The 26,290-nt window shown below is 70.4% G+C and carries 25 protein-coding genes and 1 pseudogene; 18 read left to right on the forward strand and 8 right to left on the reverse strand.

Translation table 11 applies throughout. The features are described 5' to 3' along the window. The first annotated feature begins 133 nt into the window (after window positions 1-133). The 3 genes from OG500_RS37535 (at window position 134) to OG500_RS37545 (ending at window position 9,386) form a co-directional block, all read left to right on the forward strand. Window positions 134-1,027, forward strand: coding sequence for a hypothetical protein (locus OG500_RS37535; protein ID WP_329587174.1), 894 nt, complete (start codon window positions 134-136; stop codon window positions 1,025-1,027). Window positions 1,028-1,341: 314 nt separating this feature from the next. Then, on the forward strand, window positions 1,342-7,899 hold the full coding sequence (locus OG500_RS37540; RefSeq protein ID WP_329587177.1) for a DUF6531 domain-containing protein: 6,558 nt from the start codon (window positions 1,342-1,344) through the stop codon (window positions 7,897-7,899). Between the two features lie 362 nt (window positions 7,900-8,261). Then, window positions 8,262-9,386: a hypothetical protein gene (locus tag OG500_RS37545; RefSeq protein WP_329587179.1), complete on the forward strand. Its 1,125-nt coding sequence runs from the start codon at window positions 8,262-8,264 to the stop codon at window positions 9,384-9,386. A 75-nt stretch (window positions 9,387-9,461) separates the two neighbouring features. Here the strand turns inward: OG500_RS37545 and OG500_RS37550 are convergent, their stop codons facing one another. Both OG500_RS37550 and OG500_RS37555 read right to left on the reverse strand, forming a co-directional pair. Next, window positions 9,462-10,031, reverse strand: coding sequence for a DUF6461 domain-containing protein (locus tag OG500_RS37550; RefSeq protein WP_329587182.1), 570 nt, complete (start codon window positions 10,029-10,031; stop codon window positions 9,462-9,464). A gap of 697 nt (window positions 10,032-10,728) precedes the next feature. Continuing rightward, on the reverse strand, window positions 10,729-10,992 hold the full coding sequence (locus tag OG500_RS37555) for a hypothetical protein (protein ID WP_329587185.1): 264 nt from the start codon (window positions 10,990-10,992) through the stop codon (window positions 10,729-10,731). A 498-nt stretch (window positions 10,993-11,490) separates the two neighbouring features. On the opposite strand from OG500_RS37555, the gene OG500_RS37560 reads away from it, so the two are divergent. Together OG500_RS37560 and OG500_RS37565 are read left to right on the forward strand one after the other, a co-directional pair. Next, the gene (locus OG500_RS37560) at window positions 11,491-11,907 is read left to right on the forward strand and encodes a hypothetical protein (protein WP_329587188.1); all 417 of its coding nucleotides are present in this window, start codon (window positions 11,491-11,493) and stop codon (window positions 11,905-11,907) included. Between the two features lie 159 nt (window positions 11,908-12,066). Continuing rightward, window positions 12,067-12,426, forward strand: coding sequence for a hypothetical protein (locus tag OG500_RS37565; RefSeq protein WP_329587191.1), 360 nt, complete (start codon window positions 12,067-12,069; stop codon window positions 12,424-12,426). Window positions 12,427-12,489: 63 nt separating this feature from the next. Here the strand turns inward: OG500_RS37565 and OG500_RS37570 are convergent, their stop codons facing one another. Next, entirely contained in the window at window positions 12,490-12,771 is a 282-nt protein-coding gene (locus OG500_RS37570; protein ID WP_329587194.1) for a hypothetical protein, read from the reverse strand. 291 nt (window positions 12,772-13,062) lie between these two features. On the opposite strand from OG500_RS37570, the gene OG500_RS37575 reads away from it, so the two are divergent. The 3 genes from OG500_RS37575 (at window position 13,063) to OG500_RS37585 (ending at window position 15,356) form a co-directional block, all read left to right on the forward strand. Then, window positions 13,063-13,584, forward strand: a complete 522-nt coding sequence (locus OG500_RS37575; protein WP_329587197.1) for a hypothetical protein — start codon at window positions 13,063-13,065, stop codon at window positions 13,582-13,584. Between the two features lie 350 nt (window positions 13,585-13,934). Continuing rightward, complete coding sequence (locus OG500_RS37580) at window positions 13,935-14,408, forward strand: hypothetical protein (RefSeq protein WP_329587200.1); 474 nt, start codon at window positions 13,935-13,937, stop codon at window positions 14,406-14,408. Window positions 14,409-14,744: 336 nt separating this feature from the next. Then, a complete protein-coding gene (locus tag OG500_RS37585; protein ID WP_329587203.1) occupies window positions 14,745-15,356 on the forward strand; it encodes a transposase family protein in 612 nt (203 codons plus the stop codon). 688 nt (window positions 15,357-16,044) lie between these two features. Here the strand turns inward: OG500_RS37585 and OG500_RS37590 are convergent. Continuing rightward, window positions 16,045-16,218: a CsbD family protein gene (locus OG500_RS37590; RefSeq protein WP_327071376.1), complete on the reverse strand. Its 174-nt coding sequence runs from the start codon at window positions 16,216-16,218 to the stop codon at window positions 16,045-16,047. A 135-nt stretch (window positions 16,219-16,353) separates the two neighbouring features. On the opposite strand from OG500_RS37590, the gene OG500_RS37595 reads away from it, so the two are divergent. Continuing rightward, window positions 16,354-16,524: a hydrophobic protein gene (locus tag OG500_RS37595; protein ID WP_327071377.1), complete on the forward strand. Its 171-nt coding sequence runs from the start codon at window positions 16,354-16,356 to the stop codon at window positions 16,522-16,524. Window positions 16,525-17,280: 756 nt separating this feature from the next. Here the strand turns inward: OG500_RS37595 and OG500_RS37600 are convergent. Together OG500_RS37600 and OG500_RS37605 are read right to left on the reverse strand one after the other, a co-directional pair. After that, window positions 17,281-18,942 (reverse strand): bifunctional phosphatase PAP2/diacylglycerol kinase family protein, encoded by a 1,662-nt coding sequence (locus tag OG500_RS37600; protein WP_329587207.1) that lies wholly within the window; start codon window positions 18,940-18,942, stop codon window positions 17,281-17,283. Next, on the reverse strand, window positions 18,942-19,205 hold the full coding sequence (locus OG500_RS37605) for a GlsB/YeaQ/YmgE family stress response membrane protein (protein ID WP_327071380.1): 264 nt from the start codon (window positions 19,203-19,205) through the stop codon (window positions 18,942-18,944). The genes OG500_RS37600 and OG500_RS37605 overlap by 1 nt, the downstream gene beginning before the upstream one ends. A gap of 180 nt (window positions 19,206-19,385) precedes the next feature. Between OG500_RS37605 and OG500_RS37610 the strand changes: the two genes are divergently transcribed. Continuing rightward, window positions 19,386-19,787, forward strand: a complete 402-nt coding sequence (locus OG500_RS37610) for a hypothetical protein (protein ID WP_327071381.1) — start codon at window positions 19,386-19,388, stop codon at window positions 19,785-19,787. A gap of 117 nt (window positions 19,788-19,904) precedes the next feature. On the opposite strand, the gene OG500_RS37615 is transcribed toward OG500_RS37610, so the two are convergent. After that, window positions 19,905-20,183, reverse strand: a complete 279-nt coding sequence (locus OG500_RS37615; RefSeq protein ID WP_329587210.1) for a hypothetical protein — start codon at window positions 20,181-20,183, stop codon at window positions 19,905-19,907. 247 nt (window positions 20,184-20,430) lie between these two features. Between OG500_RS37615 and OG500_RS37620 the strand changes: the two genes are divergently transcribed. From OG500_RS37620 to OG500_RS37645, 6 genes and pseudogenes are all read left to right on the forward strand, one after another. Beyond that, on the forward strand, window positions 20,431-20,853 hold the full coding sequence (locus OG500_RS37620; protein WP_329587213.1) for a hypothetical protein: 423 nt from the start codon (window positions 20,431-20,433) through the stop codon (window positions 20,851-20,853). Between the two features lie 124 nt (window positions 20,854-20,977). Further along, window positions 20,978-21,439 (forward strand): winged helix-turn-helix transcriptional regulator, encoded by a 462-nt coding sequence (locus OG500_RS37625; protein ID WP_327071384.1) that lies wholly within the window; start codon window positions 20,978-20,980, stop codon window positions 21,437-21,439. Window positions 21,440-21,497: 58 nt separating this feature from the next. Then, window positions 21,498-22,352: an alpha/beta fold hydrolase gene (locus OG500_RS37630; protein ID WP_329587218.1), complete on the forward strand. Its 855-nt coding sequence runs from the start codon at window positions 21,498-21,500 to the stop codon at window positions 22,350-22,352. 5 nt (window positions 22,353-22,357) lie between these two features. Continuing rightward, entirely contained in the window at window positions 22,358-22,762 is a 405-nt protein-coding gene (locus tag OG500_RS37635) for a nuclear transport factor 2 family protein (protein WP_327071386.1), read from the forward strand. Between the two features lie 122 nt (window positions 22,763-22,884). Next, window positions 22,885-23,406: pseudogene (locus OG500_RS37640) on the forward strand (transposase); the annotation flags it as partial. A 330-nt stretch (window positions 23,407-23,736) separates the two neighbouring features. Then, complete coding sequence (locus OG500_RS37645) at window positions 23,737-24,480, forward strand: GAP family protein (protein ID WP_329587938.1); 744 nt, start codon at window positions 23,737-23,739, stop codon at window positions 24,478-24,480. On the opposite strand, the gene OG500_RS37650 is transcribed toward OG500_RS37645, so the two are convergent. After that, window positions 24,474-24,863, reverse strand: a complete 390-nt coding sequence (locus OG500_RS37650; RefSeq protein WP_329587226.1) for a lytic transglycosylase domain-containing protein — start codon at window positions 24,861-24,863, stop codon at window positions 24,474-24,476. The genes OG500_RS37645 and OG500_RS37650 overlap by 7 nt on opposite strands. 753 nt (window positions 24,864-25,616) lie before the next feature. Here OG500_RS37650 and OG500_RS37655 point away from each other — a divergent pair. After that, complete coding sequence (locus OG500_RS37655) at window positions 25,617-25,820, forward strand: hypothetical protein (protein ID WP_329587229.1); 204 nt, start codon at window positions 25,617-25,619, stop codon at window positions 25,818-25,820. A 105-nt stretch (window positions 25,821-25,925) separates the two neighbouring features. Then, window positions 25,926-26,243, forward strand: a complete 318-nt coding sequence (locus OG500_RS37660; RefSeq protein WP_329587232.1) for a hypothetical protein — start codon at window positions 25,926-25,928, stop codon at window positions 26,241-26,243. Window positions 26,244-26,290 lie beyond the last annotated feature (47 nt).

Below are 26,290 nucleotides of genomic sequence, written 5' to 3' on the forward strand. Positions count from 1 at the left end.
GGTGGTGGCGGTCGCCGGTCCCGGAGGCGGCCGCCACCACCGACGAGTGACAACCGGGACCAACCGAGGTCGCATCTTGAGGATCAAGACCGTTTCGAGTACCAGGACGACGAGGGTCGCGGCGGTTCTGGCCGTGCTGATCGCCGCCGCCTCCTGCGCCCGCGGCACGGCGACGCCGCACGGCGCACCACCGCCGCTCGGTCCCATCGCGGTGATCACCTCGGTGGACCAGATCACCCTGCCCATCGATCGCTACGACGTCACCGTCGAGCAGACCAGGACGCTGTTCCAAGCCTCCACCGTCGTGACCCGGCAGTGCGTACAGAGTTACGGCCTGAGCTATCCGGCTCCGCAGTGGGGCGATGCGTTCGGCGACACGCCCCGGGAGCTCAAGAGTCGCTCCGTGCTCTACGGCTTCTTCGATCCGGCCGCCCCCAGGAGCAACGGGTACGACGCGGTCGGTGTCAGCGACGCCGGCGCCCAGCCGACCATCTCCGATGCGGTGCTCGCGGTTCTCGACGGAGTGGACAGATCGAACAAGGCCGTCACCGTGTTCGACGGGAAGAGCGTTCCCGACCACGGGTGCCTGGGGAAGGGCAGAGCGGAGGTCGGAGATCCGCCGATGCCCGCGGATTCCGGCCAGTTGCCGGACGGCGGGCCGAAGGTTCCGGCGACCGATCCCCGGATGGTCGACGTCAACGCCCGGTGGAGCACCTGCATGAAGTCCAAGGGCTTCGACTACGCCTCTCCTTGGGCGGCCTACGACGACCCGAAGTGGCGGTCCGCGGAGCGGCCGGGCGCGGTCTCCCTCGCCCACACTCCGCAGGAGATCGCCACCGCCACCGCCGATCTGGGCTGCAAGCTGTCCACCAACCTGATGGGTGTGGCGGTAGCCGTCGAGACCGCGTACGACAAGCAGTACATCGCGTCGCATGCGGCAGCCCTCTCGGCCTTCGAACAGAGCCTTGACGACCGGCTCGGCAAGGCGGCGCACATCATCGCCGCCGGCGGGGCGAACGCAGGATGAGCCAGGCACCGACTGGGGATGCGATGCGGACTGCAGCACACGGAGTCGTTCCGCGGTGGTTCACACCGCACCACTGGACGAGGCGGGTCGTTGTCGCGCTCTGTCTGAGTCTGGCCGCCAACGGGGTGGCGGCGGTCACCGCGTCCGCTTCGCCGAGCCGCCCGAACGCGCCGCTGCGGCAGGGCGTCGCCGCCGACTTCGGTCCCGCCGCGGCCTCGTCCCCCGACCTCGCGGTATCGGGATCCGGTGACGGCCACGGCTATCACCTCGAGGTTTCGCGCGAGAAATCGGGATTCGCGTGGCACGAGATCGCCGTGCTGCAGCCCGGCGGCCTCGACGAGTCGTCGTGGACGGGCTACCAGTGCGTGTCCGGCGACGGTCGCTATGCGGCGGTGACGGTGGCCCCGCTCTCGGCCGCGAACTCGACGGCGGGACGCGACCACGGCGCTTTCGCGTACTCGGTCGACCTGGAGACGGGGCGCGTGCGGGCCGTGGCCAGCGGTGTTGCCCTCGCCTACCACTCTCCCGGCTGTGGGACCGGCGACGAGGCGGAGTTCACCGCCGCCCTGGGGGACGACCAGCAGACCACCGAGGTCGTCTCGGCCGCGCTGGCGTCGGGCACGGTGGAGCACACGACCAGGATCGCGGGCCAGCTGACGTCGGTGGTCCCGACCGCGCACGGAGTGGTCGGCGTCCTCGGTTCCCGGCTGGTGTCGGTGCCCGAGTCCGGGCCGCGGACCGGCCTCCCCCTGACCCTCGCCACCCTTCCCGGCCAGGCCTACGATCTGCACCCGGCAGCCGACGGCGGCGTGGACTTCCTCGTCACCGCACCGGGCTCCGGGACGGCTCACGTCGAGCACGAGGGCAACGGTGCCGTCAGCGACGCGGGCACGGGGAACACCTCCCGACTCCAGCTGTTCGCGGGGCGCGGTGGACACACCATCGTGACGGGCGCCGACCACATGGACGCGGGGGCCGCCGTACGCCCGCTCGACACGAAGTCGATCACCGACCCGCTGACGGTCTCGATGGACGGCGACGCGGTCTTCGGCGCGCAACGGACGGACGCGAACCCCGACTCGACGGTTCTCGCGGCCAGGACGGGACGACTCGTCAAGCAGCCGTACGACAGCACGGCCGAGACCCCGGCCACCACCGCGACCTCGGCTGTCGTCCCCGACGGCGTCGACCCGGACGCCCTCAACGCAGACCTGCCGCCGGCCCCCGACCCGGAGCAGAGCCGACCCGCGAGCAGCGCCGGCGGCGCGGCGGCCGGGACACCCGCGACCCCGGCGTGTTCGGTGCCCCGCAACAGCCCCACGTTCCAGGTGGCGCAGCCGGGATCGAGCCAGATCGACTGGGCCGTCCAGATGGCCGAACAGAACCTGCTCACCGGCTCGGCGTACGCCCGCCCCGCGAACTTCGGCAACCTGGGCCTGGTCTCCTACTCACCCAACGGTGACTTCGCCGCCGTGCCGCTCTCGCACCCGTCGAGCGACACCTGGAACACCGTGCCGCGCTCCGTCTTCGAGGCGATCATGGCGCAGGAGTCCAACTGGGACCAGGCGTCCTGGCACGCTCTGCCGGGGATCGCGGGCAACCCCGTGATCGCCGACTACTACGGTGCCGCGGGGACGATCGACACGATCAACTACGCTGGTGCCGACTGCGGTTACGGAATCTCCCAGGTGACGACGGGGATGTTCGCGAGCCAGACGGGTCAGCAGTACTCGGCGCACGGGCAGTGGAAGATCGCGGTGGACTACCAGGAGAACATCGCCGCCGGCCTGCAGATCCTCGAACGGACCTGGAACTCGTTGTACAGCGCCGGGATCACCGCCAACGGTGGCGATCCGCGTTTCCTGGAGAACTGGTACTTCGCGATCTGGGCGTACAACACCGGTGTCCAGCCGGACGCCAAGCACGGCAACACGACCGGCTGCACCCCCGGCCCGACGTGCACTGGCCCGGACGGGACGTGGGGCCTGGGCTGGGCGAACAACCCCGTCAACCCCAACTTCCCGCCGAACCGCGCCCCTTACCTGGCCTACAGCTACGGCGACGCGGCACATCCGGCCGACTGGCCCTACCAGGAGCGGGTGCTCGGCTGGATGGGCACCCCGCTCGTGCGGACGGGCACCCACGCGTACGCGCAGGCGAACTTCAACGGCGGCAGCAACTGGCTGAACATCCCCGCCTTCAACACCTTCTGCACCACGACAGCCAACCTCTGCACGCCGGGCGCGAGCGGGCAGTCGGGCACCTGCGCGCTGGCCGACTACGAGTGCTGGTGGCACGCGCCGGTCACCTGGATACCCACCTGCTCGACGACGTGCTCGACCAGCGCCTACGCGGTCGGCCCCGGCTCCACCGAGCCCCCGGTCACCGACCCGCACCCACCGGTCTGTGCCCTGGACACGAACGTCGTGCCGACGACCTCCAACGGACCACCGGTCATCGTCGCGGCACAGGTCGGGCTGGCGGCGGGCAGGACCCCGCTGAACATCGTCGGGTGCCCGTCGACCTCGAACTGGTCCAACGGCGGATCCTTCACGATGGCCTACGGCACCAATGCCAACGGTGATCCGACGGGCGCGATCGACACCCACCAGCTCGGCGCCGGCTTCGGCGGCTACGTCATGTTCGACCACACCCAGAACGGCACTGAGGCCGCCGTCATGAACACCGGCACGTGGACCCCGACACTGCCGGGCCTGCAGTACTACAAGGTCAAGCTGCACATCCCGGCGACCGGTGCCCGCGCGACCGACGTCGTCTACGTCATCAATCCGGGCGGCAACGCCAGCCCGTGGAAGATCCGGGTCAACCAGGCCTGGGGCTCGGACCAGTGGGTCACGATCGGGACGTTCGCGATGTCCCCCGGCGCGACCGTCCAGCTGTCGAACCAGAGCGCGATGACTCCAGGCGGGTACGACGTCGGTTACGACGCCATCGCCTTCCTCCCCCAGGGCGGCACCCCCGGAACGCCGATCGGCGGACCGCCCGGCATCACCGACGCGCCCACCGGCAGCAACCCGGCGTGGATCCAGTGCGGTTGCGCGACCCGAACCGCCGGTGACCCGGTCGACACGGCGACCGGCTACTACGGAGAGACGGTCACCGACCTGTCCACGCCGGGCCGTGGCATGCCGTTGTCCTTCACCCGCACCTACGCCTCGGCCCTGGCCGATCCCGCCGGGCCGAACGGGGGGAGCGCGCTCGACGGGCCGTTCGGCTACGGCTGGACCTTCTCCTACAACCTCTCCGCGGTCACCGACGGGGCCACCGGCAATGTGACGGTCCATCAGGAAGACGGCTCCCAGCTCACGTTCACCAGCACCGCCACCGGGTACGTGCCCTCGGCGCCACGCTATGACGCCACGCTGACCAAGGCCGGCTCCAGTTACACCCTCACCCGCAGGGGCAAGGAGATCTACACCTTCGACGTCGCCACCGGCCACCTCCTCGCCGAGACGGACCAGGCCGGTGCGCACGCCACCAGTCCCTACGCGACGACCCTCGCCTACAGCGGCGGCCAGCTGTCGACCATCACGGATCCCGCGGGGCACGTGTACACGCTCGGCTGGAGCGGCGGGCACATCACCAGCCTCGGCGACTCGGCCGGACGCCAGGTCACCTACGCCTACGACGCCGCCGGCGATCTGACCGACGTCCACGGTGCCGCGACGACGCGGCTCCCGGCCCCGCAGGACAACGACCACACCGTCTACGGCTACAACACCGCCTCCCACCTGCTCACCTCATGGCGCCAGGCCAAGTACTACGGCGACACCACGACGAGCCCCGCACCGGTGATGAGCATGGCGTACGACTCGTCGGAACGCGTCGTCACCCAGACCGACCAGACTGGCCGCACCACGACCTTCTCCTACGGTCCGAGCAGCAGCCCCTCCCTCGCGGCGGGGCAGACCCTCGTCACCGACGCCGCCGGGCACCAGGTCCTCTACACCTATCAGAACGGGCTTCTCGCCTCGGAGACGAAGGGGTACGGCAGCAGCACGCCGAGCACCTGGTCCTACACGTACGACCCGGTGAGCCTCGGCGTGACGACCGTGACCGATCCTCTCGGCAACGTCCAGACCTTCGCCTACGACGAGCACGGCAACAAGATCTCGGCCAGCGACGGGAACGGGAGCACGACCGCCTACACCTACGACGCCATCGACGACATGACATCGGCCATCGACCCCCTGGGGGTGCTGACCATGTACGCGTACGACCAGGCGGGGCACATCGCGGTGTCCGGCGGGACGAACGACGGGACGCTGACGTTCGGCCTGCCGACGAGCACCACCGTCACCCAGCCGCAGCAGTCCGCCGAGATCGTCGACAGCAACCCGGCCTCCCCGCCGGTGCGCACGACGGCCTACTACTACGACGACGCCGCCCATCCGGGGGACCAGACCCGCGTCGTCGACGCCGACGGCTACACCTCCTCCGCCACGTTCAACGCCTCCGGGGAGGCCGTCAGCAAGACCGACCCGATGGGGAGCCGGTTCCAGTACGGCTACGACAGCGCGACCGGGCGGATGACTTCGATGGTCAACCCGGACGGAAGCGCCGCCGGCACCGCCCCCGGATGCACGCCACCGGCCAAGGGGTGCACCGCCTTCTCCTACGACGCGTGGGGTCACATCGTCAAAACCACCGACCCGCTGGGCCGTTCGACCTCGACCGGGTACGACGCCGACGGCAACCGCACCTCCAGCACCGACGGCAACGGCAACCAGACGACCTACACCTACGACCCGGCGAACCGGCTCACGGCCACCATCAACGCGGACGGCACCCGGACGAGCACGGACTACAACCCGGACGGCAGCACGGCGGACACCGTCGACGCGGACGGAGCCAGGACGGTGTACGGCTACGACAGCCAGGGCCACCAGACCAGCCGCACCGATCCCGACAGCCGGACCACGACCATCACCTACGACGCGGACGGGCAGCCCCGCACCAGCGTCAACGCCGCCAACCAGACGGTCACCGACGGCTACGACGCCGCCGGGCACCTGACCTCGCTCAGCTACTCCGACGGTGTCACCCCGAACGTCACCTACCGGTACAACAGCGGCGGGGTGCGGACCGCGATGACCGACGGCACGGGCACCACGACCTGGTCCTACGACGCGTTCGGCGAGATCGTCTCGAAGACCGACGGCGCGGGCTCCTCGATCGGTTACGGCTACGACAACGACGGCCGGACGACCTCGATCGTCTACCCCGGCGGCCCGACCCAGACCGTCGTCCAGACCTTCGACAAGGCGGGACGGCAGACCTCGGTCACCGACTGGAACAACGCCACGACCCGGTTCGGCTACGACGCCAACGGGACCCTCACGTCGACCGGTTACCCGGACGGCGACACCGTGACCACCACGGCCGACGACGACGGCCGGACGGCGAGCACCACGCTCACGAACGGCACCAACACCCTGGCCGCCCTCGCCTACACCCGGGACGGCGCCGGCCAGGTGGCGACCAGCACGCCGAGCGGCCTGCCCGACACGGCCCAGAGCTTCGGCTACACCACCACCGAGCGGCTGGCCTCCGCGAGCGGCACCGACTCGGCGTCGTACGGCTACGATCCGGCCGGCAACCCGACCACGGTCGCGGGCAGCGCGCAGACCTTCGACGCGGCCTCGCAGCTGTGTTGGAGCCTTCCGGGCGCGCCGACGAGCAGCGCACCGTGCCAGTCGGCGCCCACCGGTGCCACCACCTACTCCTTCAACTCGCTGGGCGACCGCACCAAGGCCCAGCCCGCGTCCGGAACGGCCAGCACCTACACCTACGACCAGGCGAACCGGCTCACCGCCACCACCGGCCCCACAGGCAGAAGCACCAACGCCTACGACGGCAACGGACTGCGGGCCAGCACCACCTCGGGCGGCACGACCACCAGGTTCACCTGGGACGACGCCCAGACCGCCGACCTGCTCAGCGACGGCACCACGAGCTACGTCTACGGGCCGGGCGGCGCCGTCGAGCAGCTCGCCGGGAGCACGAGCTACTGGTACCTGCGCGACTCGCTGGGATCGACCAGGGAACTGCTGGACGGCAGTGGCGCGGTCGCCGCCGGCTTCGGCTACGACCCCTACGGCCGGATCACCTCGTCCTCGGGGCCGGCGACGACACCCCTCACGTTCACCGGCGGCTACCAGGACGCCGCCTCGGGGCTCCTCTACCTCCAGGCGAGGTACTACGACCCCGCCACGGCCCAGTTCCTCACCCGCGACCCGGCCATCGACATCAGCCGGTCGGCCTACGGGTACGCCCAGGACGACCCGGCCAACGTCACGGACCGGAGCGGACTGTGCTGGCCGCTCTGCACGGCCATCATCGGAGCGGTCGTCGGCGCGGTCGGCGGTGCGGTGGGCGGCGTCGCGAACGGCCTCATCAACGGCAACCTCAACGTCAAGGACGTGCTGATCGATGCGGACACCGGCATGGTCGCCGGCGGTCTCGCCGGGCTCTGCGGTCCGGAGTGCTCACTCGGCTCGAGCATGCTGCTCGGCGGATTGGCCAGCGGTGCGGGGTCCTTCGCGTCGAGCGTCCTCACCCAGGCGAACGACAGCGGCTGGGAGTCGGTGAAATGGGGGACGCCGGGTCTCGAGAAGGCGGGTCTCGAAGGACTCGTCGGAGCCGAGGTCGGGTTCGGCGGTTCAGGGGTGGGAGGGGTGTTCGGCGGCCTCGTCGGGGGCGAGGCCGCAAGCAGCGTCCTGAGCAACGGCGTGGGAGCCCTCTTCGGATCCGTCGTCTCCGGACTCGACCCGATCGGCCTCATCACCAACCCGCCGCCCTCGTTCGACTCCTCGGGCGCGGGCTGCGGCCGGAGTCGGGCCACGGCCTGACGCGGAGCGGCCCGAGGCCCGGACGGGTTCGAGGCGCTCCCGGTCACCACGTGACCGGGAGCGCCTCGACGCCGTGGGCGGCCGAGCCCCGGCGGGAGCGGCGGGCCGTCCCGCGCGGCTCGTGGGTGCGGACCGGGGAAGGCCCTCCCGTAGGCGACTTGCCGGGCAGTCAGGAGTGGTGCTCGTCATACGACTTCGGGAGCAGCCATGGACGGAAGACCTGCCCGACGCCTGGCCGTCGGCATCGCCACGCCAGGGGCCGCGATCCAGTTGCTCCCACCGCACCACCGACGCCCAGGGGCGGCCGGCCGCGAACCTGACCTCGGTGGTGCGCAGCACGGGCAACAGCGACCGTGAGTCCGATGGCGTTGGCCTCCAACGTCTCGGCGGCGCCGGCGCCCCACTCCTCCTCCTCCTCCTCCTCCGCTGCCACGGCCGGCGACGCGGTCTCGTGCGCGGCGTCCGGCTCGTTCTACAGCCGGTACGTAGGCTGTCTGCTGAGCGCACCGATTGGGGCTGCTCTCTACGACGATCGCAGCGGAGCTCTCATCGGGACCGCTTCCTGGACCGTTTACCAGAAGGTCCAGCTGTACAAGAACGAGAACAGCATCGACCAGACCATGACGATCGTCCCGCAGAAGGTCGATCCGGCACTGAAGAGCGTGTCCATCGAGTGGACACCCCTGTGTGCGGGTCAGTGCTCGAGCGGAACCCAGGAGTGGGTGGGGACCCCGACGTGGACGCCGGGCGACCAGCATTCGGTGACCGCTGGCGTCGGTCAGTGGTGGACCGGCACCAGCGGTGTCGGAAACATCGACCTGTCCTGGACGTTCAAGTTCAGCTCGCCCGCCTCCTCCAAGACCCCGTCGTTCAGCTGGTCGGACGCGGATCTCAAAATCCGCTGCGACGTGATCATGGGCAAGGAGGAGGTTCCTGAGACGAAGCCTGGGTGCGTCTTCCAGAAGTACATCCCCACGCTGCCCGTCAATTCAAAGAAGTACCCGGCCGCAGCTGCCCTCTACTGGCTGCTCATGGAGAAGCTGGAGACCCACCCGGGGAGCAAGGCGCACAACTCACCACTCACCCGTCAGGCCGACGAAGACATCGCGAAGGGGAACCGTGGAAAGATGTGCCCCTCCTCTTGGAAGGGGCGCCCCAACGGCACAGCCGATGCCCCGTCATGCGACGAGTATCCGTTCGCGAAATCGCGGCAGAGCGGGGGGCAGTCGGTCGTCGGTGATCAGTGCGCCCAGTTCTACTCTGTCAAGGAAAACGGCCGATGGGCCCTGGAGTACGACGATAACTCTCCCCTCCCCACATGGCAGGAAGTATGCGGACGCGGAGCTATCCCGCTCACCCAGAACACAGGAGCGGGCGGACAGCTGGGCCGTTTCACCACGGCGATGCGACTTCATGACAAGGATGCCTACTACGTGGACACCCCAGGGTTCGAGAACTGCAATCAGACCCTGTGTAGCCTTCCGTAGCACAGGTGCATGAAAAAGGGTGAGGGAAAGGCAATGCCTTTCCCTCACCCTTTGTGCTGCTGTCGGCTTCCCTGCCTACTCCCCGGCGATGCCGGCCAGCAGCTCCGTGCCGGAGACGTCTGCCGCGGGGAGGCTCAAGCCGAACTCCACTTCGGCCATCTCCAGCACGGCCTCCACCGCTCCCCGTTCCGGGGCTGGACCGCCAGCGACAATGCCGACACGCTGCATGGCGGCGAGGAAACGATCAGGATCCGACCCGTACCGCCCGAGAGGGGTGCCCGGATCGAAGCTGCAGACGATCTCACCATTCTCACAGTATGCGAACCAGGGGATTGTGGCGGTGCTCACCAGAACCACGACCTCAGTCCCCTGGGAGACCTTCGACATCAGGTCGCCTTCTTCGCCCAAGATGTGCGCATCCCAGCTCTGCACTGCATAACCCCACCCCTGGGAGAGGCCGGCACGGATGACGCGGACATCATCATCCATGTCCATCTCTTCGGCATCCTCGCGCGTCATCATCGACAAGCTTTCCTCCGGGCACCCCATCCGCAGAAGAAGATCCTTCGGCGGCACCCCGCGGGCAAACGTTACCGAGAAGCCCTGCCGAAAGTGGTCAGGAAGCCAACCGATTCCCTCTGTCATATGCGCCATACCTCTCCAGAGTCGCGATCAGAGGCACAACCTTACGCGATATCAGGGGATACCTCGGCTGGAAGGGGAGGCCCCAGCAGACACCAGCTTCCTGCCGCACCAATCCTCCAGGCTATGAGCCGGAGAACACCCAAGCGTGTTTGGGGAGCGCAGAGATGGTCTCGGGGGCGACGTGCCCGTTCCAGCTCTTGGCGGTTGATCGCCGGGAGGCGCAGCGCCATCTGCGTCATTCCGATGAACCGGATCTCGTACTTGCGCAGCTGCTCGGCGACGACGGCCCGGAACCCTTCAGACGCACGAGCTCGGGGTGCCTATCGTTCCGAATGGAAATCGCTGCCTGACCTGCATGAACGCGGTGATCTGGCCCGGCTCTTCTGCTCGCAGATGGATCATGGTCCCTCAGGTAAGGCGACCAAGCCTGCATCCGGTCTGGTCGCGGAGGGGCTGGGTGGGCGGTGGCGGCAGGGGAGCAGCGGGGCGGCGGTGGTGGTTCGCTGGCCTCATCTCCGGGAGCCGGTCCGCGGCGACCATCGCCAGTGCGGCCTTCAGCGCGGGCGGATTTTGCTCGGGCCGGGGGATGATCTCGACTCCCTCGTGCGCGGGCTGACTCATGGCGGCACTCCTCTCGCCGGAGCGAGACCGGCATCGACACGGCGTTCGGCACCTTCACACAGCACCACCGTGCTGCTCACGCCGCTCCGGTCCGCGGCAGGGCCGGGCGGTCAGTGCGCAGCGGGATCCCCCCGGCCCGGGTGGCGAGAGCGGCGCGATGGCGCTGGCGCTGCTGGCGGGCGTGCTCGTCGGCGTCGGTGACCGGGGCGTCCTCGATCGCGGACCGGTGGGTGTCCTCGGGCTCGCGCGGCCAGTTGTAGTTCCGGCGCCGGATGGTCTCCCGTTCGGCGGCGGTGGCCTCGTCGAGCGCGGCCTGGCGAGCGGCGGCGTCCTTGCGCATCTGGCGACGCAGCTCCTGGTAGGTGCTGTGGGGACCGGGCCGGCTGTGTGGTGGCCATCTTGCCCGGTGGGCCGGTCACCGGGGTCCTGGTCGTGCTGCACCACGGGGGCGAGGCCGACGCGGACGTCGATTGCCCAGACGGTGCCGGGGCGCAACTACTCGAGGGCGGCGAGGACGGCACAGCTGGGCGTCCCAGGCCGGGGAGTCGGCGACCACGCGCAGGCGGGTGGTCGGGTCGTAGCCGTGCGTCTCCGCCCCCCGCGTCCAGAACAGCCAACAGCGCAGGATCCCACGGAAATCCGGGCCACGGGCCAGACCGGCCAGACAGACAGCCGACGCCGCTCGGCTTCTCCGCCATGCCCCTTGCTGGTGTTTGGCGCCGGCACCGGCGGCTCGGCGGCTGTCAGATAGGGCACCGCCCACCGCTACGCCCGCCTCAGCGAGCGCAGCCTGCCCGCCCGGCTCACCACCGCCGCCGGCCACGACGCCCACTACCGGGTGCTGCCCGACGTCGTCGCGGCCGCCGAGGAGCTGGCGGCGGTCGACCAGGTCACCGTGATGCGGCGCGACGGGACAGCCCTGTACCGCAGCCAGCCCACCCGTCAGCTGCCGCGGCACCCGGCGGCGGCATTGGCCCTGCTCGCGGAGCAGGCACGCCCCCACACCGACCAGGAGGCGGCCGCGTTCTGGGCCGTCCAGCGGGAGTTGCACACGGCGATGCCACAGTACCGCGACGACCTGACCGCCATCGCCGCCCAGGCCAGCACGCTCATGCCCGCGGCTCTGCAGCCGCGCCGGATCGAAGCGCCTGTCGACACGGCCGCGCTGCCCACCCCTTACAGGGCACGGCCTGCCCTTACGGAAACCAGGGCCGATCGGCCAGCGGTGGCGTTAGCCCCGAGCCGTCCTGGTTGATCATGCAACCCGGTGGTCGAGGCTCGATTCCGAGCACCTCCCCTCCGCTCGTATGGCCGGTTTTGCTCTCCCCATGGATACCTGGCTCGCGTTTAGGCTCAATCGGTAGCCACGGGGGGCACAAGGCTCCTCGTCATGCCCACACGAGGGAGCCCCTTCATGCTGACTCGCCGTAGGTCCCTGCGATCTGCCATCGCCGTCCTTGGCGTCGGTGCCGCGATCGCCCTGTCGTCCTCGCCCGCTTCCGCCGCCAACGAGGGCACCTACTCCGGCGCGGTCGGGCCCTGCGCTGCCACGGAGAAGATCCAGCTGGCCAACATCAACGGCGGGTGGCATGACGAAATGGAGTTCTACCCGACCTCAACCGCCAGCGGCTGCCAGTTCTCCATCTTCAACAACAACGCCTTCTACTGGGGATCCACAGGCGCCGGGTCAGGCTGGATCTACGACGGCCCGGGCATGTACCTCTGCCCCGTGATCTATTACTACTCTCAAAGCAAGCCACTCCAGTGCAACTGACTTCGCCGGGCCGCGGGCAGCACCAAGGCTGTCCGCGCGCTGTAGCGGAAGGCGAACTCCCCCCTAGCTCTCACCAGCCCCCAGATTCCTCAGCCGCTCGGTGTACAGGACTTTGAGGCGCTCGATCTCCTGCGGCGCCGCGCCAACCAGCCGGCGCCGGTCCTCAGTGCAGACCTTCATCTGCTCGGTCAACTCCTCCAGGCGCTGCTGATCGCCCGAACGCCGCGCGTCCAAGAGCTGGCGGCCGTACCAGGTTATGACCGCGCTCACCGCCTCCTTCGCGTCCTCGTAGGAGGCGGTGTCGTCGTCCGGGGACGGGGACGATGCGGACGGGGGAGTGTGCACGGCGAGCCACCTCACGCTTCGACCGGTCGTGGGGCGGGGCGGGGCTGCTGACCGGCCCGGGCGGGCCGGCTGGCGGCCCGCCCCCGGCCCCGTCGCCGTCCAATGGCAGAAGGTATCCGCCGGCGACTGGGCCGCCTACGCAGCCGAAGTCAGCCGGCGCACGACCTCGTGAGCGCACGCTTTGCAGAAGGCTCCCGACGCCGGAGATGGTGACTGGTCGGGAGTAGTAGCTGGTCAGGCCGCAGATGGCCGGTCGGGTTCGAGGATGCAGCGCGCACTACGATGATCAGCATGGAACCGGTGCCCACCCTCGTCCATCTGGACAGCCCCTTCATCAACTTCCGTGACTTCGACTTCGCTGAGGGCTCCCACGGTCTCCGCTGGGTCAACACCAAGCGCTTCCGGATTCCAGCCGATGTGCCCGACGACCGAAACGTGTTGGCGGCCTTGATCGCGCACCCTCAATTCCGGGACACGTACGACGGAGCGGGCGTTCACGACTGGCCTCGGCACGGCCAATGGTGGCTTGACCGCATCACCCCCGACACCTACAAGGCAGTCGACGATGCAACCGCAGCCGACATCATCCACTCGTGGGCCAGTCGGCATGGCGATATCCCAGAGAAGCTTGAGGCCCGCCTGTGGCAGGAGATCTACACCCCGATCCGCACGGCTACCACCCGATACGTGCTGGGACGGCTCGCCGAGGACGCGTTCCACGACTACGGCCCCATCCACATCGACTACCACGAACTGGTCCTCATCGACCGCCCCGCAGCCGCACTCGTGCTGCTCGTCGCAGCCGACGACTGACCCTCCTGGGACTGCACCGCCGATGCTTGAAACCGAGGCATTCGGAATCACCAGCGGGCGGGTCCGGCCCACGCGGTGGTAGCGGTCCGGTGTTCCCCGGTCCTGGCGGTACGTCAGGCGGCCGGCGGTCGAGGAGGGCGGCGATGTGCTCGCGCACCGCGCCGGCCCTCGGGGCGTAAAACCCGCCGAGCAGGGCGGCTGCCTCCCGCCAAGTCCGGTCCGGGCCCAAGATCCCGTGCCGTGCATGGTGCCCCAGGCAGTGGCGGCGTCTTCGCGGAGTCGCTACGCGGGGCGCCGCGGCGGGGCTATGGTCGAAGGGGTAGCGCATCGGGTGTGAGCCTGGGGGCGGGATGCTGGAGGACGCGCTGGTGGCGTTGGCCACGGCGGGTGGTACGGCTGTGGTCCAGGCGGCGGGGACGCAGGCGTGGGACGCGTTGCGGGTCCGGGTGGCCCGGCTGCTGGGCCGTGGGGACGCTGAGCGCGAGCGCGTGGAACTGGAGCGGCTGGACCGCACCGCCGGGGCGTTGGAGGCGCCGCCACCGTCAGAGGCCGAGCGGGTGCGACTGCGTCAAGAGGCATCCTGGCAGACCCGGTTCGAGGCCCTGCTGGAGGACGTGGCCGGCGCGGAGCGTGAGCGGGTCGCGGCCGAGCTGCGGGCCCTGGTCCAGGAGCAGGCCGCCGGCTGCGCGGTATCGGCGGGGGACCACGGTGTCGCGGTGGGCGGCAGCGTGGACGTCCGGGCCGATCACGGGTCGGTGGCCGCCTTGCGGGTGGGGGATGTGACGGTGGGAAACCCTTCGCAGCCGGGTCCGCCCCAGGGCTGAGCGGACCCGGCGCCACACCACCCGCACCCACCACCAGGCACCCGGCCGTCTCCGCCGAACACGGCGGCTTCGCCGTCGGCCACGCCGGACAGGTCGTCCACTACCACGCCGCGCCCCCAGCTCCGGGCACCTGGCCGACGCCGGGGCACGAGGTGGTGGTGCCGCGTCAGCTACCCGGTGACGTGCCCGGCTTCGTGGGCCGCGCGGCCGAGCTGCGGCACCTGGAGGCGCTGGAGAACGCCGTCCCCGGCGGCGGGGGTGTGCGGCTGCTGCTGGTCGCGGGGACGGCCGGGGCGGGAAAGACCTCGCTGACACCCCGATCTGCGACTTCGTACCTTGGCGGACGTCTTTGCCTGTGCGGCGGCCGAGGGCGTCGAACTGCGGCTGGACGGGACCGAGGTCCAGGTCCGCCGCCCGCGCTTCAACAAGCCCGGCCGACGCGCGCTCGTCTCGGGCAAGAAGAAGATGAACACCAAGAAGGCCACCGTCGTCACCGACGGCGATGGCCGCACCCTGTGGGCCGGCGCGTTCCGCCCCGGCCGGATGCACGACCAGACAGCGGTGCGCACCGAGGGCATCGCCGACCTGTTCGAGCAGTTCCCACGGGTCAAAGCCAAGGTCGCCGCCGGATACCGGGGTCTGGCCAAGGAATTTCCAGGCCGGGTCCAGGCCCCGCCACTCAAACCGAAGAAGGACGCGACACCGGAGGAAGTCGCCGCCTGGAACGCGGAGCGCCATCAGCAGTCCTCGGAGCGGAGCTGTGTGGAGCACGCCAACGCCGAGCACAAGCAGTGGCGCACCCTGCAACGCTTCCTCGGCCGCCGCGAAGTGGTGCCGCGTGATCCGGACCGTTGGGCCGTCCCACCGAGGTTGACTTCGATCGGCTCTCATCACCGGGCGAACCCTGATCGTGTCAAGCCGCTGAGGGTGGCCGGCTGGCGCGGGTAGCGTGGGCGGCCGCGGGACGATGATCGACGGGAGGGGTAGGCGGTGCGGTTTCCCGGGCAGGGAGCGGCTGGCGGTCCTGAGCAACGCCGAGTTCGAGGTGCTCGCCTCGTTGCACTTCGCGATGACCGAGGTGCGGCACGAGTGGGGCAGTTCGAGGGCGGTCCTGGACCGGCTGTTCGCGTTGTCCGATCACGCCGGGCACCTCGATGGCGGTGCCCGGTTCACCTTTCGGTCGCGGGTGCTGGAGGAGGTGGGCCGTGCCTCCTGCCAGTACACCGATGCGGTGGAGAAGGTGATGTGGCCGTGCGTCAGCGCCTGTACGGTGCTTGGCATCGCCGTCTCGGAGCGGGTGGTCGACGGCAAGGTTCCGCTGTCCGATCAGGTGGTGGCGGAGCTGGCCGACAAACCGACGCTCGCACAGCTGCACGCCGCATTGTCGGCTCCGGTCCCGGCCCTGCTGGTCCCGCGCGACGCTCAGTCCGTCGAATCCGCCCGGGGGCGCGGTGAGCGGCTGTTGGCGAGGGTGGAGGGCGTCTACGAATCCCTCGCCGATCCGATGTTGCCCTCGCCGCTGTCCCGGGCACGGCGGTCTCCTTCGTGGGGGCGGCGGTACGGTGCCGGAAGGTTGCCGCGGAACGCGCGGGGGGTCCCCGACCAAAGCGGTCGGGGACCCCTGCGCGCGGGGCGCTCAGTGCTTGAAGGCGTCCTTGACGTGCTCGCCAGCCTGCTTGACGTCACCCTTGACCTGGTCGGCCTTGCCCTCGGCTTCCAGGCGCTCGTTGCCGACAGCCTTGCCGGCGGTCTCCTTGACCTTCCCCTTGAGCTTGTCGCCGACGTTCTCGATCTTGTCGCCCGTGCTCATCGCACTCTCCTCGTCATTGGTGCACCGTCCTGCCTGACATCGGGTCGCCTGCCCGACCCGAACCGGAAGATTCCTACGAATAGTGGCGCCGGACCAGGGCACCCGGTCCTCCGACACTGAATTGTGGAGGTCACGATGGTTCCCCTTCTTCTCGTCCTGCTGCTCGCCCTTCTCCTGTTCGGCCTCGGGTTCGCGGTGAAGATCCTCTGGTGGGTCGCCATCGTGGTGCTGGTGGTCTGGCTGGTGGGCTTTGTCGCCCGTGGCACCGGCGCCTCCGGCAGCCGGGGCCGCTGGTACCGCTGGTAGCAGCGGCCAGCACCGCACGGCCTCAAGCGGGGCGCCCGACCAGCGGGCGCCCCGCTTTGGCGTACCCGACCATGGCGGCCCGGGGCCGGGCACGCGAGAGCGGGGAGTGAATGAACCCCCGGCGCCACGGGCAGAAGCGGTTACGGGGGCGGGGCGGCGCGCTCTCTGCGCCCTGAACCAGCGCGACCTCCGAGCGCCGCCCCGCTCTCCTGCGCACACCGCACAGCAATGCGGTCGGCGCGAAGCGTCGCCGAACGCCGCTCATCTGACCGATATCTCGCGTGTGGAACCCGCCCGCCAGCGGTTCGCCGCCCCGAGCACACCGCTGCTCGCCGACAGCCCATGCCCACCTCGCCCTCGTCCAGCGCCCGGGCGGCGGGCATCGGGGAAGGTCGCCGCCGCTGCCGCGCCCTGGGCGGTGAGGTGCCAGGCCTTCGCCCAGCCGGCCTGCGGCAGGGGCACGAACTCGGCCAGGCCCTCGGCGTGCGGGCGGGCCATGCGCTTCTGGGTCTGCTTGATCAGGGCTCGATCAGGGCGGTGCCGCCGTGCGGGTGAACGGGAAGCGCCCCGGACCCGGGTGGTTTCACCGGGTCCGGAGCGGCTGCCCGAGGCCGTATCCGGATGCCGACCCGCCGCGTGAGGGGGGAGAGACGCGCGGGGCCGGCCGACGGCCTCAGGTGTCGTCTGACCACTGGAGGGCGGCTCAAACGGCTCAGCCCCTCGCCGGACGGGCGGGCCACCGCCACCCGCGTTCGATCAGGAGGTGACGCGGTAGATCCGCAGCGCCCCGGCGGCCGAGGCCAGTCGTAGCGCGTCGGGCGCCGGCACCGCTTCACCGTCCACGCTCAGATGGCTCACCGCTGTCAGGTCGGTGAGTTCAAGAGCTCGCAACCGTGTCGCGTGGTAGAACCGGGTGCGGTCCAGCGCGCCGGTCAGGCAGGCCACGGCCAAGCGCAGTCGGGTGAATCGGTGTCCGGCGTTCACCACCCGGGCGTCGAGCACCCCGTCGTCGAGGCGTTCGCGGGTGATCGGCGCGACGCCGCGACGGTGGTAGCGCCCGTTGCCCGCGAAGAGCAGCCAGATGCGCCGCGGCCGGCCGGCGATCTCCAGTTCGACGGGCTCGGCGGTGTGGAGCAGCCGGGCGCCGGCCAGGGCCAGCGCGGGCCACTTGCCGATCCGGTGCTCCCAACGCTCGCGCAGGCGCACCAGGTCGGGGTAGACGCCGATGCTGAAGGTGTTGACGAAGACCCGGTGCCGGTCGCCGCCGGGGTCGGTCACCGTGCCCAGGTCCACCGCGATGCCGGAGCCCGCCGTCACCGCCGCGGCCACGGTCGCGAAGTCGGTGATGCCGGCGTCCGCGGCGAAGTGGTTGAGCGTGCCGCCGGTGAAGACCGCGAGCGGCAGGTCGTGCTCGGCGGCGATCCCCGCCGCCAGATTGATCGAGCCGTCGCCGCCGCAGATGCCGAGCGCGCCGCCGTCGGCGCGGGCCCGTTCGGCCGCCTCGGCGATCAACTGGGGCAACGCGTCGCCGTCCGAGGCCAGTTGGACGTCGGCCTTCGGCAGCAGGTCCCGGATCAGCGCCTGGTTGGGATCGTCGGCGTCGGCGTCGCGCCACAGGTCGGCCAGGCCGCCCGCCCCCGAGCCGCTGTTCACCACGACGTGCAGGCCCGCTCCACCGGGCAGCGCGGGCAGCTGGACCGCCGGCCCTGGCAGCCCGGCCGGTGGGGGAGGGGTCTGTGGCCCCGGCCGCCGGCGCCTGAGCAGGACGGCGGCCGACGCGCCGAGCGCGGCACCGGCCAGCACATCACCCGGATAGTGGGCACCCACATAGACGCGCGAGAGCATCACGCCGAGCGCGACCGGCGCCGCCGCCACGCCCAGCGCGGGCGACTCCAGGCCCAGACCGACCGCGAATGCGGCGGCCGAAGCCGAATGCCCGGACGGGAAGGAGCTGGTGAACGGCGCCCGGCGCAGATGGCGGACCAGTGGAACGGAGCTCAGCTCGGGGCGCGGACGCCCGGCCATCCGCTTGGCCACCACGTTGGCCAGGGCCGAGGCCACCAGCAGCGAGCCGAGTGCCCGCCCGGCCGCCCGCTTGGCCTGCGGGGTACCGCAGGCCGCCAGACCTGCCGCTGCGGCCGACCACAGCACACCGTGATCGGCCGCCCGGCTCAGCCCCGGCAGCACCCGCCCCACGACGGGCAGCCGGGCCCGCGCCACCCGGACGAACAGCCGCTGATCGAGCGCGGCGGCAGCGCCGCGCACGGTGGCGGCGCGCTCCCTCGCGCGGGTCGGCCCGGCCCGCAGGGAACCGGCCCGAAGGGAGCCGGTGCGGACCGGGCCGTTGTCGAGCAGTCCGGCGGGCCGGGCGCGGCGGTCGACTGCGACCAGCGCCCGGACCCGCCGGGCCGTCGTCATCAGCGGCCCCGACCGGCCGTCAGCCGGTACAGGGTCAGGATGATCAAGGAGCCGGCGATCGCGGCGATCCAGGTGGAGAGGTGGAAGAAGCCGTTGATGGAGTGCACATGAAAGATAATCTTCCCGAGCCACCCGCCGAGCAACCCGCCCGCGATCCCGATCGCCATGGTGACGATCGCTCCGCCGGGGTCCCGGCCGGGCATCAGGGCCTTGGCGATCGCTCCCGCCAGGAGGCCGATCAGGATCCACGCGATGATTCCCATGCGACTGCGCCGCCCTTCGTGTCGATGATGCCGCTGAAACGCACGCCCCCCGTCTGTCCCCGGTCGGGCCGGACAAACAGCAGTGGCGCGTCGGCCGGGGCAGTGGCGCGACCCGGCCGGTCCGCGCCTCGGGCGAGGCCGGCGCCCGTCCCAGCCGCGGTGTCGACCACGCGGGACTCGATGAACTCCTTGAAGCCGCGCAGGTCGTCGATCGCCTGGCGCTGCACGAAGCCGAGCGCGGCCCCGAAGCCGGACGACTACGCGGCGGGCGCGTGGATGCGCCGCCAGCGCAAGGCCGACAACCTTGACCTCGACCAGGCCGCCAAGCTCGTCGCGCTGGACGAGCTGTGGCGCCTGGAGCCGGACTGGAACCGCTCCTACCGCCGTCTGCTCGCCTACCTCGCGGCCGGCGGCATCATCGACGGCCCGGCGAACCGCACCGGCGGCGAAGCCGACCCGGCGCTCCGGCCCGGCACCTGGCTGCGCAAGCAGGACAAGGCCCGCACCGAGGGCAAGCCGACCGAGCAGCAGACCGCGCTCCTGGACGGGCTCACCCGGCATGCCGAAACCGTCACCGGCTGACCCACCCCACACCAATCCCGCGGTCCCGGCCCGGGATGGCCCACTTCCCGGAGGCGATCGAACACCTCCCCGCCGGCAAGCGGCGGCGCAGCGCCTGACCCACCCCACGGCGGGTCATCAGGCCGGCGGTGCCTGCGCGGCGCCGACCTCGATCGTGTCCAGGACCAGGTAGTGGTAGCCCTCGAGCTCACCCTCCGGCGCGCGGGCGAGGCTGCCCTGCAGGGTGTACCACTCGTCGGCGCCCGTGTACTGGACCCTGACCTCGACCGGCCCGTCGGTGCGGCGTTCGGTGTGAACCGTCAGGTCCCCGGTGATGACACCGACTTCGACGGTCATCGCGCCGCCGGGGCCGGCGGTGGCCTCGTCCTCGCACATCGCCGACTCGATCGTGGGCATCAGCCGGCCCCACATGTGTCAAGCATGGACACGAGCGCCGTCCTCTCCGGCGCGGTCACCGTCAGCTTGTAGAGGGCCTTCACATCCGTCCAGGCCCGCCGCGTACGGACACCACGCCGACCGGGCCGGCGGCTTCCACCGGTCCGGGCTCTGGTCGCCGAACGCCCCGACTGATTGTGTCGGGGCGCGTGGTGTGTGGTGTTAGCGGCTGGTGCCGCCGAGGGGGGAGGGGCCCTGCCAGCGGCCGTTGCCGTCCAGCCAGTCGTTCACGACGGTGCCGTTTCCGCACAACCTCCAGGCCGTCGTGCAGTGCCGTGCTCTCGACGAGCTGTTCGGGTTCACCATCGAGGGCCTCGGAACGCTGCCCGGCGTCGAAGGCATGGAGGTCGGCCCGATCCTCCGTCAGGTCGAACAAGCCGGAACCCGTCTGGACGGGGACTGCCTCACCGACCCGCCCGACGGTCTTGCCCGCCACTGGCGGCTCTCGCAGGCCCGCGTACCCGAGCGGCGGGTAGGCCCTGTCCGTCGCGTAACCGCTCGCCTCTTCGAATGGAGGACGTTCCGCTTCGGAAGCGGGGCGACGGGCCGGCTGACCGGTCGTCATCCCACCGGTCCGCCCTTCGGGTCGAGAACGCGTCAGCGCGCCCGGCGCCTCGCGAAGACCCGGTGACCCGCTCTCCGACGCCTGGGTGGTACACCAGCACGGCGCTGTGCGCGCATGTCCCGGCAGCCGCGTGGCCTCCACCGGTATCATGGTAGAACTAGTATCGAATTGCAATCAAGGTGGTCCCGTGATGAACGACTCACAGCCCGTCGTGTTCCAGCATGGCCAGACGTTTCTCGCGACGATCTCGGAGCGCTGGAACTATCAGATCCTGCGCGAAGTCTTCTTCGGTACAGCGCGGTTCGGCGAACTGAAGCGCGCGCTCGGCATCTCGGCGAACATCCTGACCACTCGCCTGAACGCCCTTACCGAGCTGGGCCTGCTCACGCGGCGGGCGTACCGCGAGGACAAGCAGTGGTTCGAGTACGAGCTCTCGGATGCCGCTCGCGAGCTGGTCGTGCCGGCGATCGTGGCGATCACCCGCTGGGCCGAGGAGCGCGGACCGGATCCGCAGGCTGCCGGCGCCGGCCCGCGCCGGCCGCTCCTGCACACCGTCTGCGGCAAGGAGACCGAGCCCTACCTGGCGTGCAGCGTCTGTCACCAGTCGATCCAGGCCTCGAACCTGATCCCAATGGTTGCAGACAAGAACTAGTAGCAATACGCTCCTGGTTAGAGAGTGGAGAACGATCCCCGTCACGAGAGGAATCGCCATGACCACGACCTGGCTCGACGGCGTCACCGAGCGGCTCATCCCCACTTCTGTCGGGTTGATCAACGTGCGCGACGGCGGCAGGGCGGGCAGCTCGCCTCTGATCTTCTGGCCGAGCTTGATGATGGACGGCACCATGTGGCGCCACCAGTACGAGCATTTCGCCCCCACCCACCGCGTGGTGCTCATCGACAGCCCCGGACACGGCAAGTCCGACGCCCTGCGCCGCATCATCGACCTCAAGCAGTGTGCTGACGCGCTCGTCGAGATCCAGGACGCGCTCGGCATCGACAAGGCGGTGCTGATCGGCAACAGCTGGGGCGGCATGCTGGCCGGCGTCTTCCCCGCCTACCACCCGGACCGCTCGGCGGGGACGGTCGGCATCAACTGCACGGCCTCGCTCCCCACGACCTTCGAGAGCGTCTGGGCCACTGCGCTGGCCGGGTACCTGTCACTGAACTCGAAGATGCCTCAACTGGCCTTGAAAGCGGCCCGCAGCGCGTTCGCCGGGCCGACGGCCGAGGCCGAACGCCCGGAGTTCCTCGAGTTCCTGAATCTCGTGCTCACCAACGACCCCAAGTCGGTCGCCTGGGCGCTGCGCAGCATCCTGATCGGCCGCCGCGACGAACACCGCCTGCTCGCCACGATCAAGGACGTCCCCGTCCTCGTGATCGCCGGCGAGGAGGACAGCCAGTTCCCCGTGCACGCCGTGCGCCGGATGGCCGACGCGATCCCCACCGCCACCTTCAAAGTGCTGCTGCACACCGGCCACCTCGCCGCTCGCGAAAACCCACAGGCCGTCAACGCCGAGATCGACGCCTTCCTCGCCGAACTGCCCGCGCTGGAAAGGATCTGATGAGCATGCCCGCCACCACCGACCGCGGCGAAGCCCCTGCATGGATCCACGCCTTCATGCACGAGATCGACACCCTCGAGTTCGCGACCGCGTTCGCCACGAACCTTGACCAGGACACCGAGATGATCTTCGGTACGGCCCGCGTGCACGGAGTCGACGCCATCAAGGACTTCTTCGTGAAGATCGACGCCCCGCTCATCACCACGCACGAGGTGATCGAGACGTGGACCGTCGGGGACGTGCTGATCCTCCGGGGCGAGGCGACCGTCGCCAAGAAGACCGAACCTGACACCGTCGTGCGTGCCCCGTTCACGCACATCTTCTACCTCGACCAGAGCGACGAGGCGCTACCGCGAATCCGCACTCTGCACATCACGGCAGGGCCTGTCGAGACCGACGCCCTGCTCTGACTGGAGATCCGGACCAAGCCGCACCGTTGGGTGAACGATGACCTCCCCGCAGGTTCGACGATCTGTTCAACCTCGTCGCCGACCCCGCCTTCGTCCTGGTGACGTGGCGTCGGGTCCAAGGGAAACGCCCGCCGTACTGCGGGCAGGGCCGCCCTCCCGTGTCCGCCTACCCCCAGCAGCACACCACGCTGCGGGCGCTGGCCCTGGCAGCGGGGCAAGGGGGCGCCCGCACCGTCACCTGGCGACAGGGCAGCAAGGCCACCAGGCGCAATCCGAACGCCGAGATGCGCTCCCAGTTCCTGGCCCTGCGGGTCCGCCCGGCCAACCGACACGTCCCCCGAGGCGCCGACGGCTCCCTGCCCGACTGCTGGCTGCTCATCGAGTGGCCCCCCGACTGCGCCGAGCCCACCGACTACTGGCTCTCGACGCTGCCCGCCGACACCCCACTGCGCGAGCTGGTGCGAATCGCCAAGATCCGCTGGAGAGTTGAGCACGACTACCGCGAACTCAAGGATGGTCTCGGCCTGGACCACTTCGAGGGCCGCAACTACTCCGGCCGGCACCGCCACGTCACCCTCGCCTTCGTCGCCCAGGCCTTCTGCACCCTGCTGCGGCTCGACCCAAAAGTCCCTGCGCCGGCCTGACCCTCTACGCGGTCCTCCGCGAACTCCAGGCCCTCCTGGCCACCACGGTCATGGTCCACGCGTGCCCTTCGTCCCCGCACCGTCTCCGCTTCGTCCCCGAGGGCCTCCGCTCCGGCTGCGGCCGGTGTCAAACGGGGTGTCGGTCCGGGGGTGGTCTCCTCTGCTACCCCTCAATCTTCCCCCGACGGTCGCCCATCACCGGCATGCCTCGGCTCGACACGAGGCGTGGGCGTGGGGCCGCCACCTGCCCACCCGGGGTTCGATCGCTGTCCGGGCGGTGCTGACCCGTTCGGAGGCAGCACCGCGGGGCACCGGTGAGGCGGCTCCGGGATACGGACGGGGAAGGACGCACACTGCTGTCACCAGGCGTGCGACAGGAGGGCTCTTCGGTGCTGCTCCAATACGGCCGCGGCGGTCGCACTCAGCCCGTTCCCGCTCATCGGCGTCGTGCTGATCCTGGTGGGCGACCGTGCCGAGCGCAACGGTGCGCTGTTCGCGGGCGGATGGATCGCCGGGCTCGCGATTGTGGCGACCGCCGTCGTGACGCTGTTCTCCGGGGCCTACGACCCCGACAGCACGAGCTCCGCCATCGCTGACTGCGGGCGGGTGGTCGTCGGGGCCGGACTGATCGTCCTGGGCGTGCGCACGTGGTTGTCGCGCCCCCGGGAGGGCGACGAGGCCCAGGAACCGGGCTGGATGACGTCACTGGACCTCGCCTCGGCCAGGCGTGCCCTGGTCCTCGGCCCGCTGCTCTCGGGGACCAACCCGAAGAACTTCGTCCTGACCGCGTCGGCTGCCTCCTCGATCGCGGAAGCGGGGAAGCAGGGGGAGGCCAAGGGCGAGGCCGAGGGCGAGGCCGAGGGTGCGGGACGTACCCATCCTCGCTCCTCGGTCGGGCCTGGTCGGCTGCGCGGTGAGGTCGGCGGGTGTGGCCGCGTTCCGCTGAGACCGGTCGCTGTCGCTGGGAACGCCCGAGGGGCCCGGCTCGCGCGTGTGCGGGTGCCGGGCCCCTCGGGGTTGGCCCCGCCAGGGGCCGTTGATCGGGTCGATCGGGTTGATCGGGACGATCAGTAGTTGTGGTGGATCTGCCAGTAGGCCCAGGCCTGGTTCGGGCTGCCGTAGCGGCTGTTCATGTAGTCGTAGGTCCACTTGATCTGGGTGGAGGCGTTGGTCTGCCAGTCGGCGCCGGCGGAGGCCATCTTGTTGCCCGGCAGGGCCTGGCCCAGGCCGTAGGCGCCCGAGGAGGGGTTGGTGGCGGTGATGTTCCAGCCGCTCTCGTGGGAGACGATCTGGTCGAAGGACGCGAGCTGGTCGGCGGGGACGATGCTGGCGGCGATCTGCTGCGGGGTGGCGGCGGAGGCGGCGGTGGGGGCGACGGCGGCGCCGATGGCGACGATGCCGGCGGCGGAGGCGAGCAGGGCGGCGGACTTGCGCATGCGGGTGGTGATCACGGGCATGTGGAGTTCGACCTCACATCGGTTGGGCGCCTCGCTCCGCGGTTCGGCGGGCCCGGTGGGGGGCCCGGCGGGCGGGTGTCGGCGCCGGGGCGGTCACCAGTGGTGACTGCCGCAGGGGAGCTGCGGGGCGGTTCGTACTGCCGTCGCAGCTGGCGACTCCGCAATTGTTAGCGGGGTCGGCGGCTGGCTCCAAGGGGTGCTGGTACGACGCTGCGTCGTAGTGGAGCGGGGCGCGCGGGCCGGTCGGGGAGTGCTGTTCGGGTCGGCCAAACCTCGCAGGGCATGACATTTTGGGCGTTTTGTGATGGTTTGAGCCGTGAAAACAGCGCGGACACGGCGTCTGGCGCCCGAACGTGGCATCGACAAGGGCTGACCGGCCGAGCGGCCGGAGTGGCCCGGTGCTTGGTCTACGAGGAAGGGTAGGAGGTGCCCGGGGCGCGTGAGGACCGTCACGGGCCACCCCCGGCCGGCACCCGTCAGAAGGGGATCCAGCTCACACCACGGTGACTGACAGCAACTGCCTGGTGGCGCCGGCACATCTCGTCGCGGGTCACGATCGCCGAGGGGTGTGGCGGCGGAGCAGAGGTGGACGCCGGGAATCCCGGTGTTGTAGGGGTCAGAGGCTGAGCGGGGGCGCAGGGTGAGACGGCGGACGGTGTGGGCGCCGGTGAGGAGGTGGCGAGCAGCCGTGGTGTCTCCCGGCCGTACCGCAGCGTGTGACATGCTGAGCGCGCATCGACCGTAGGAGGGGCCATGACGGACGGATCGACCGCTCGATGGGGCACGGGGCTGGGCATGTGCGCCGTCGCAGGCGCCGTGGGTGGGGCCGTGATGGGGAATGCCTCCGATCCGATCACAGGACTCGCAGCCGCGGTGGGCATCGGCCTGCTCTTCAACGTCGCCACCCGCCTCGTCGACAGGCGAGCCGACCGCTCCGCCGACCGCCACCACCGGTAACGGCACCTCGGGAGCGGCCCCCGAAATCCTCGGCGCCTCGGCGATCCGGTCCAACTGCCTCTGGCCGGACGCGCGTTCACGTCGTCTATCCCTAGGAGTGGTGCAGTGTTCCGGTCGCACAAGGCTCAGGAGGAGCCCGTCGTCGTTATCCGTGACTCCCTGCAGGTGGAATCGGACCTGCGACAGGCTCTGGAGGCCGCCGAGGCGGGCGAGCGGGCAGGCCTGGAGAAAGCGTTGCGCATCGTCGCCGAGACGGCGGCGGCGTCCCACGCCCTCGTACGCCGCCGCTGGGTACGGGAGTTCCTCCGCGAATCGGGCATCGACGTCCACGACCGGGTCGCGGCGGTGAAGGCACTGCGGACCGCGCGGCCGAGCCTCTCGCTCGCCGCCTCGTACCAACTGGTCAAGGAAGCGAGCGAATAGGTCCAGAAGGACCAAGGAGAGCTGGCAGGCCAGGCTGAGCCGCTGAG

The organism is Kitasatospora sp. NBC_01250 (assembly GCF_036226465.1).
In the GTDB taxonomy this organism is placed as follows: domain Bacteria; phylum Actinomycetota; class Actinomycetes; order Streptomycetales; family Streptomycetaceae; genus Kitasatospora.

Bases quoted from the DNA above. Each gene is read 5' to 3' on its own strand.
- OG500_RS37605 (WP_327071380.1), bottom strand. From the start codon at position 19,205: ATGGGAATCATCGCGTGGATCCTGATCGGCCTCCTGGCGGGAGCGATC.
- OG500_RS37575 (WP_329587197.1), top strand. From the start codon at position 13,063: ATGGAACCGGTGCCCACCCTCGTCCATCTGGACAGCCCCTTCATCAAC.
- OG500_RS37655 (WP_329587229.1), top strand. From the start codon at position 25,617: ATGACGGACGGATCGACCGCTCGATGGGGCACGGGGCTGGGCATGTGC.
- OG500_RS37590 (WP_327071376.1), bottom strand. From the start codon at position 16,218: ATGAGCACGGGCGACAAGATCGAGAACGTCGGCGACAAGCTCAAGGGG.
- OG500_RS37610 (WP_327071381.1), top strand. From the start codon at position 19,386: ATGAACTCCTTGAAGCCGCGCAGGTCGTCGATCGCCTGGCGCTGCACG.
- OG500_RS37625 (WP_327071384.1), top strand. From the start codon at position 20,978: ATGAACGACTCACAGCCCGTCGTGTTCCAGCATGGCCAGACGTTTCTC.
- OG500_RS37550 (WP_329587182.1), bottom strand. From the start codon at position 10,031: ATGACAGAGGGAATCGGTTGGCTTCCTGACCACTTTCGGCAGGGCTTC.
- OG500_RS37615 (WP_329587210.1), bottom strand. From the start codon at position 20,183: ATGCCCACGATCGAGTCGGCGATGTGCGAGGACGAGGCCACCGCCGGC.
- OG500_RS37580 (WP_329587200.1), top strand. From the start codon at position 13,935: ATGCTGGAGGACGCGCTGGTGGCGTTGGCCACGGCGGGTGGTACGGCT.
- OG500_RS37595 (WP_327071377.1), top strand. From the start codon at position 16,354: ATGGTTCCCCTTCTTCTCGTCCTGCTGCTCGCCCTTCTCCTGTTCGGC.
- OG500_RS37650 (WP_329587226.1), bottom strand. From the start codon at position 24,863: ATGCCCGTGATCACCACCCGCATGCGCAAGTCCGCCGCCCTGCTCGCC.
- OG500_RS37555 (WP_329587185.1), bottom strand. From the start codon at position 10,992: ATGCGCAAGGACGCCGCCGCTCGCCAGGCCGCGCTCGACGAGGCCACC.
- OG500_RS37545 (WP_329587179.1), top strand. From the start codon at position 8,262: ATGGCGTTGGCCTCCAACGTCTCGGCGGCGCCGGCGCCCCACTCCTCC.
- OG500_RS37635 (WP_327071386.1), top strand. From the start codon at position 22,358: ATGCCCGCCACCACCGACCGCGGCGAAGCCCCTGCATGGATCCACGCC.
- OG500_RS37630 (WP_329587218.1), top strand. From the start codon at position 21,498: ATGACCACGACCTGGCTCGACGGCGTCACCGAGCGGCTCATCCCCACT.
- OG500_RS37600 (WP_329587207.1), bottom strand. From the start codon at position 18,942: ATGACGACGGCCCGGCGGGTCCGGGCGCTGGTCGCAGTCGACCGCCGC.
- OG500_RS37565 (WP_329587191.1), top strand. From the start codon at position 12,067: ATGCTGACTCGCCGTAGGTCCCTGCGATCTGCCATCGCCGTCCTTGGC.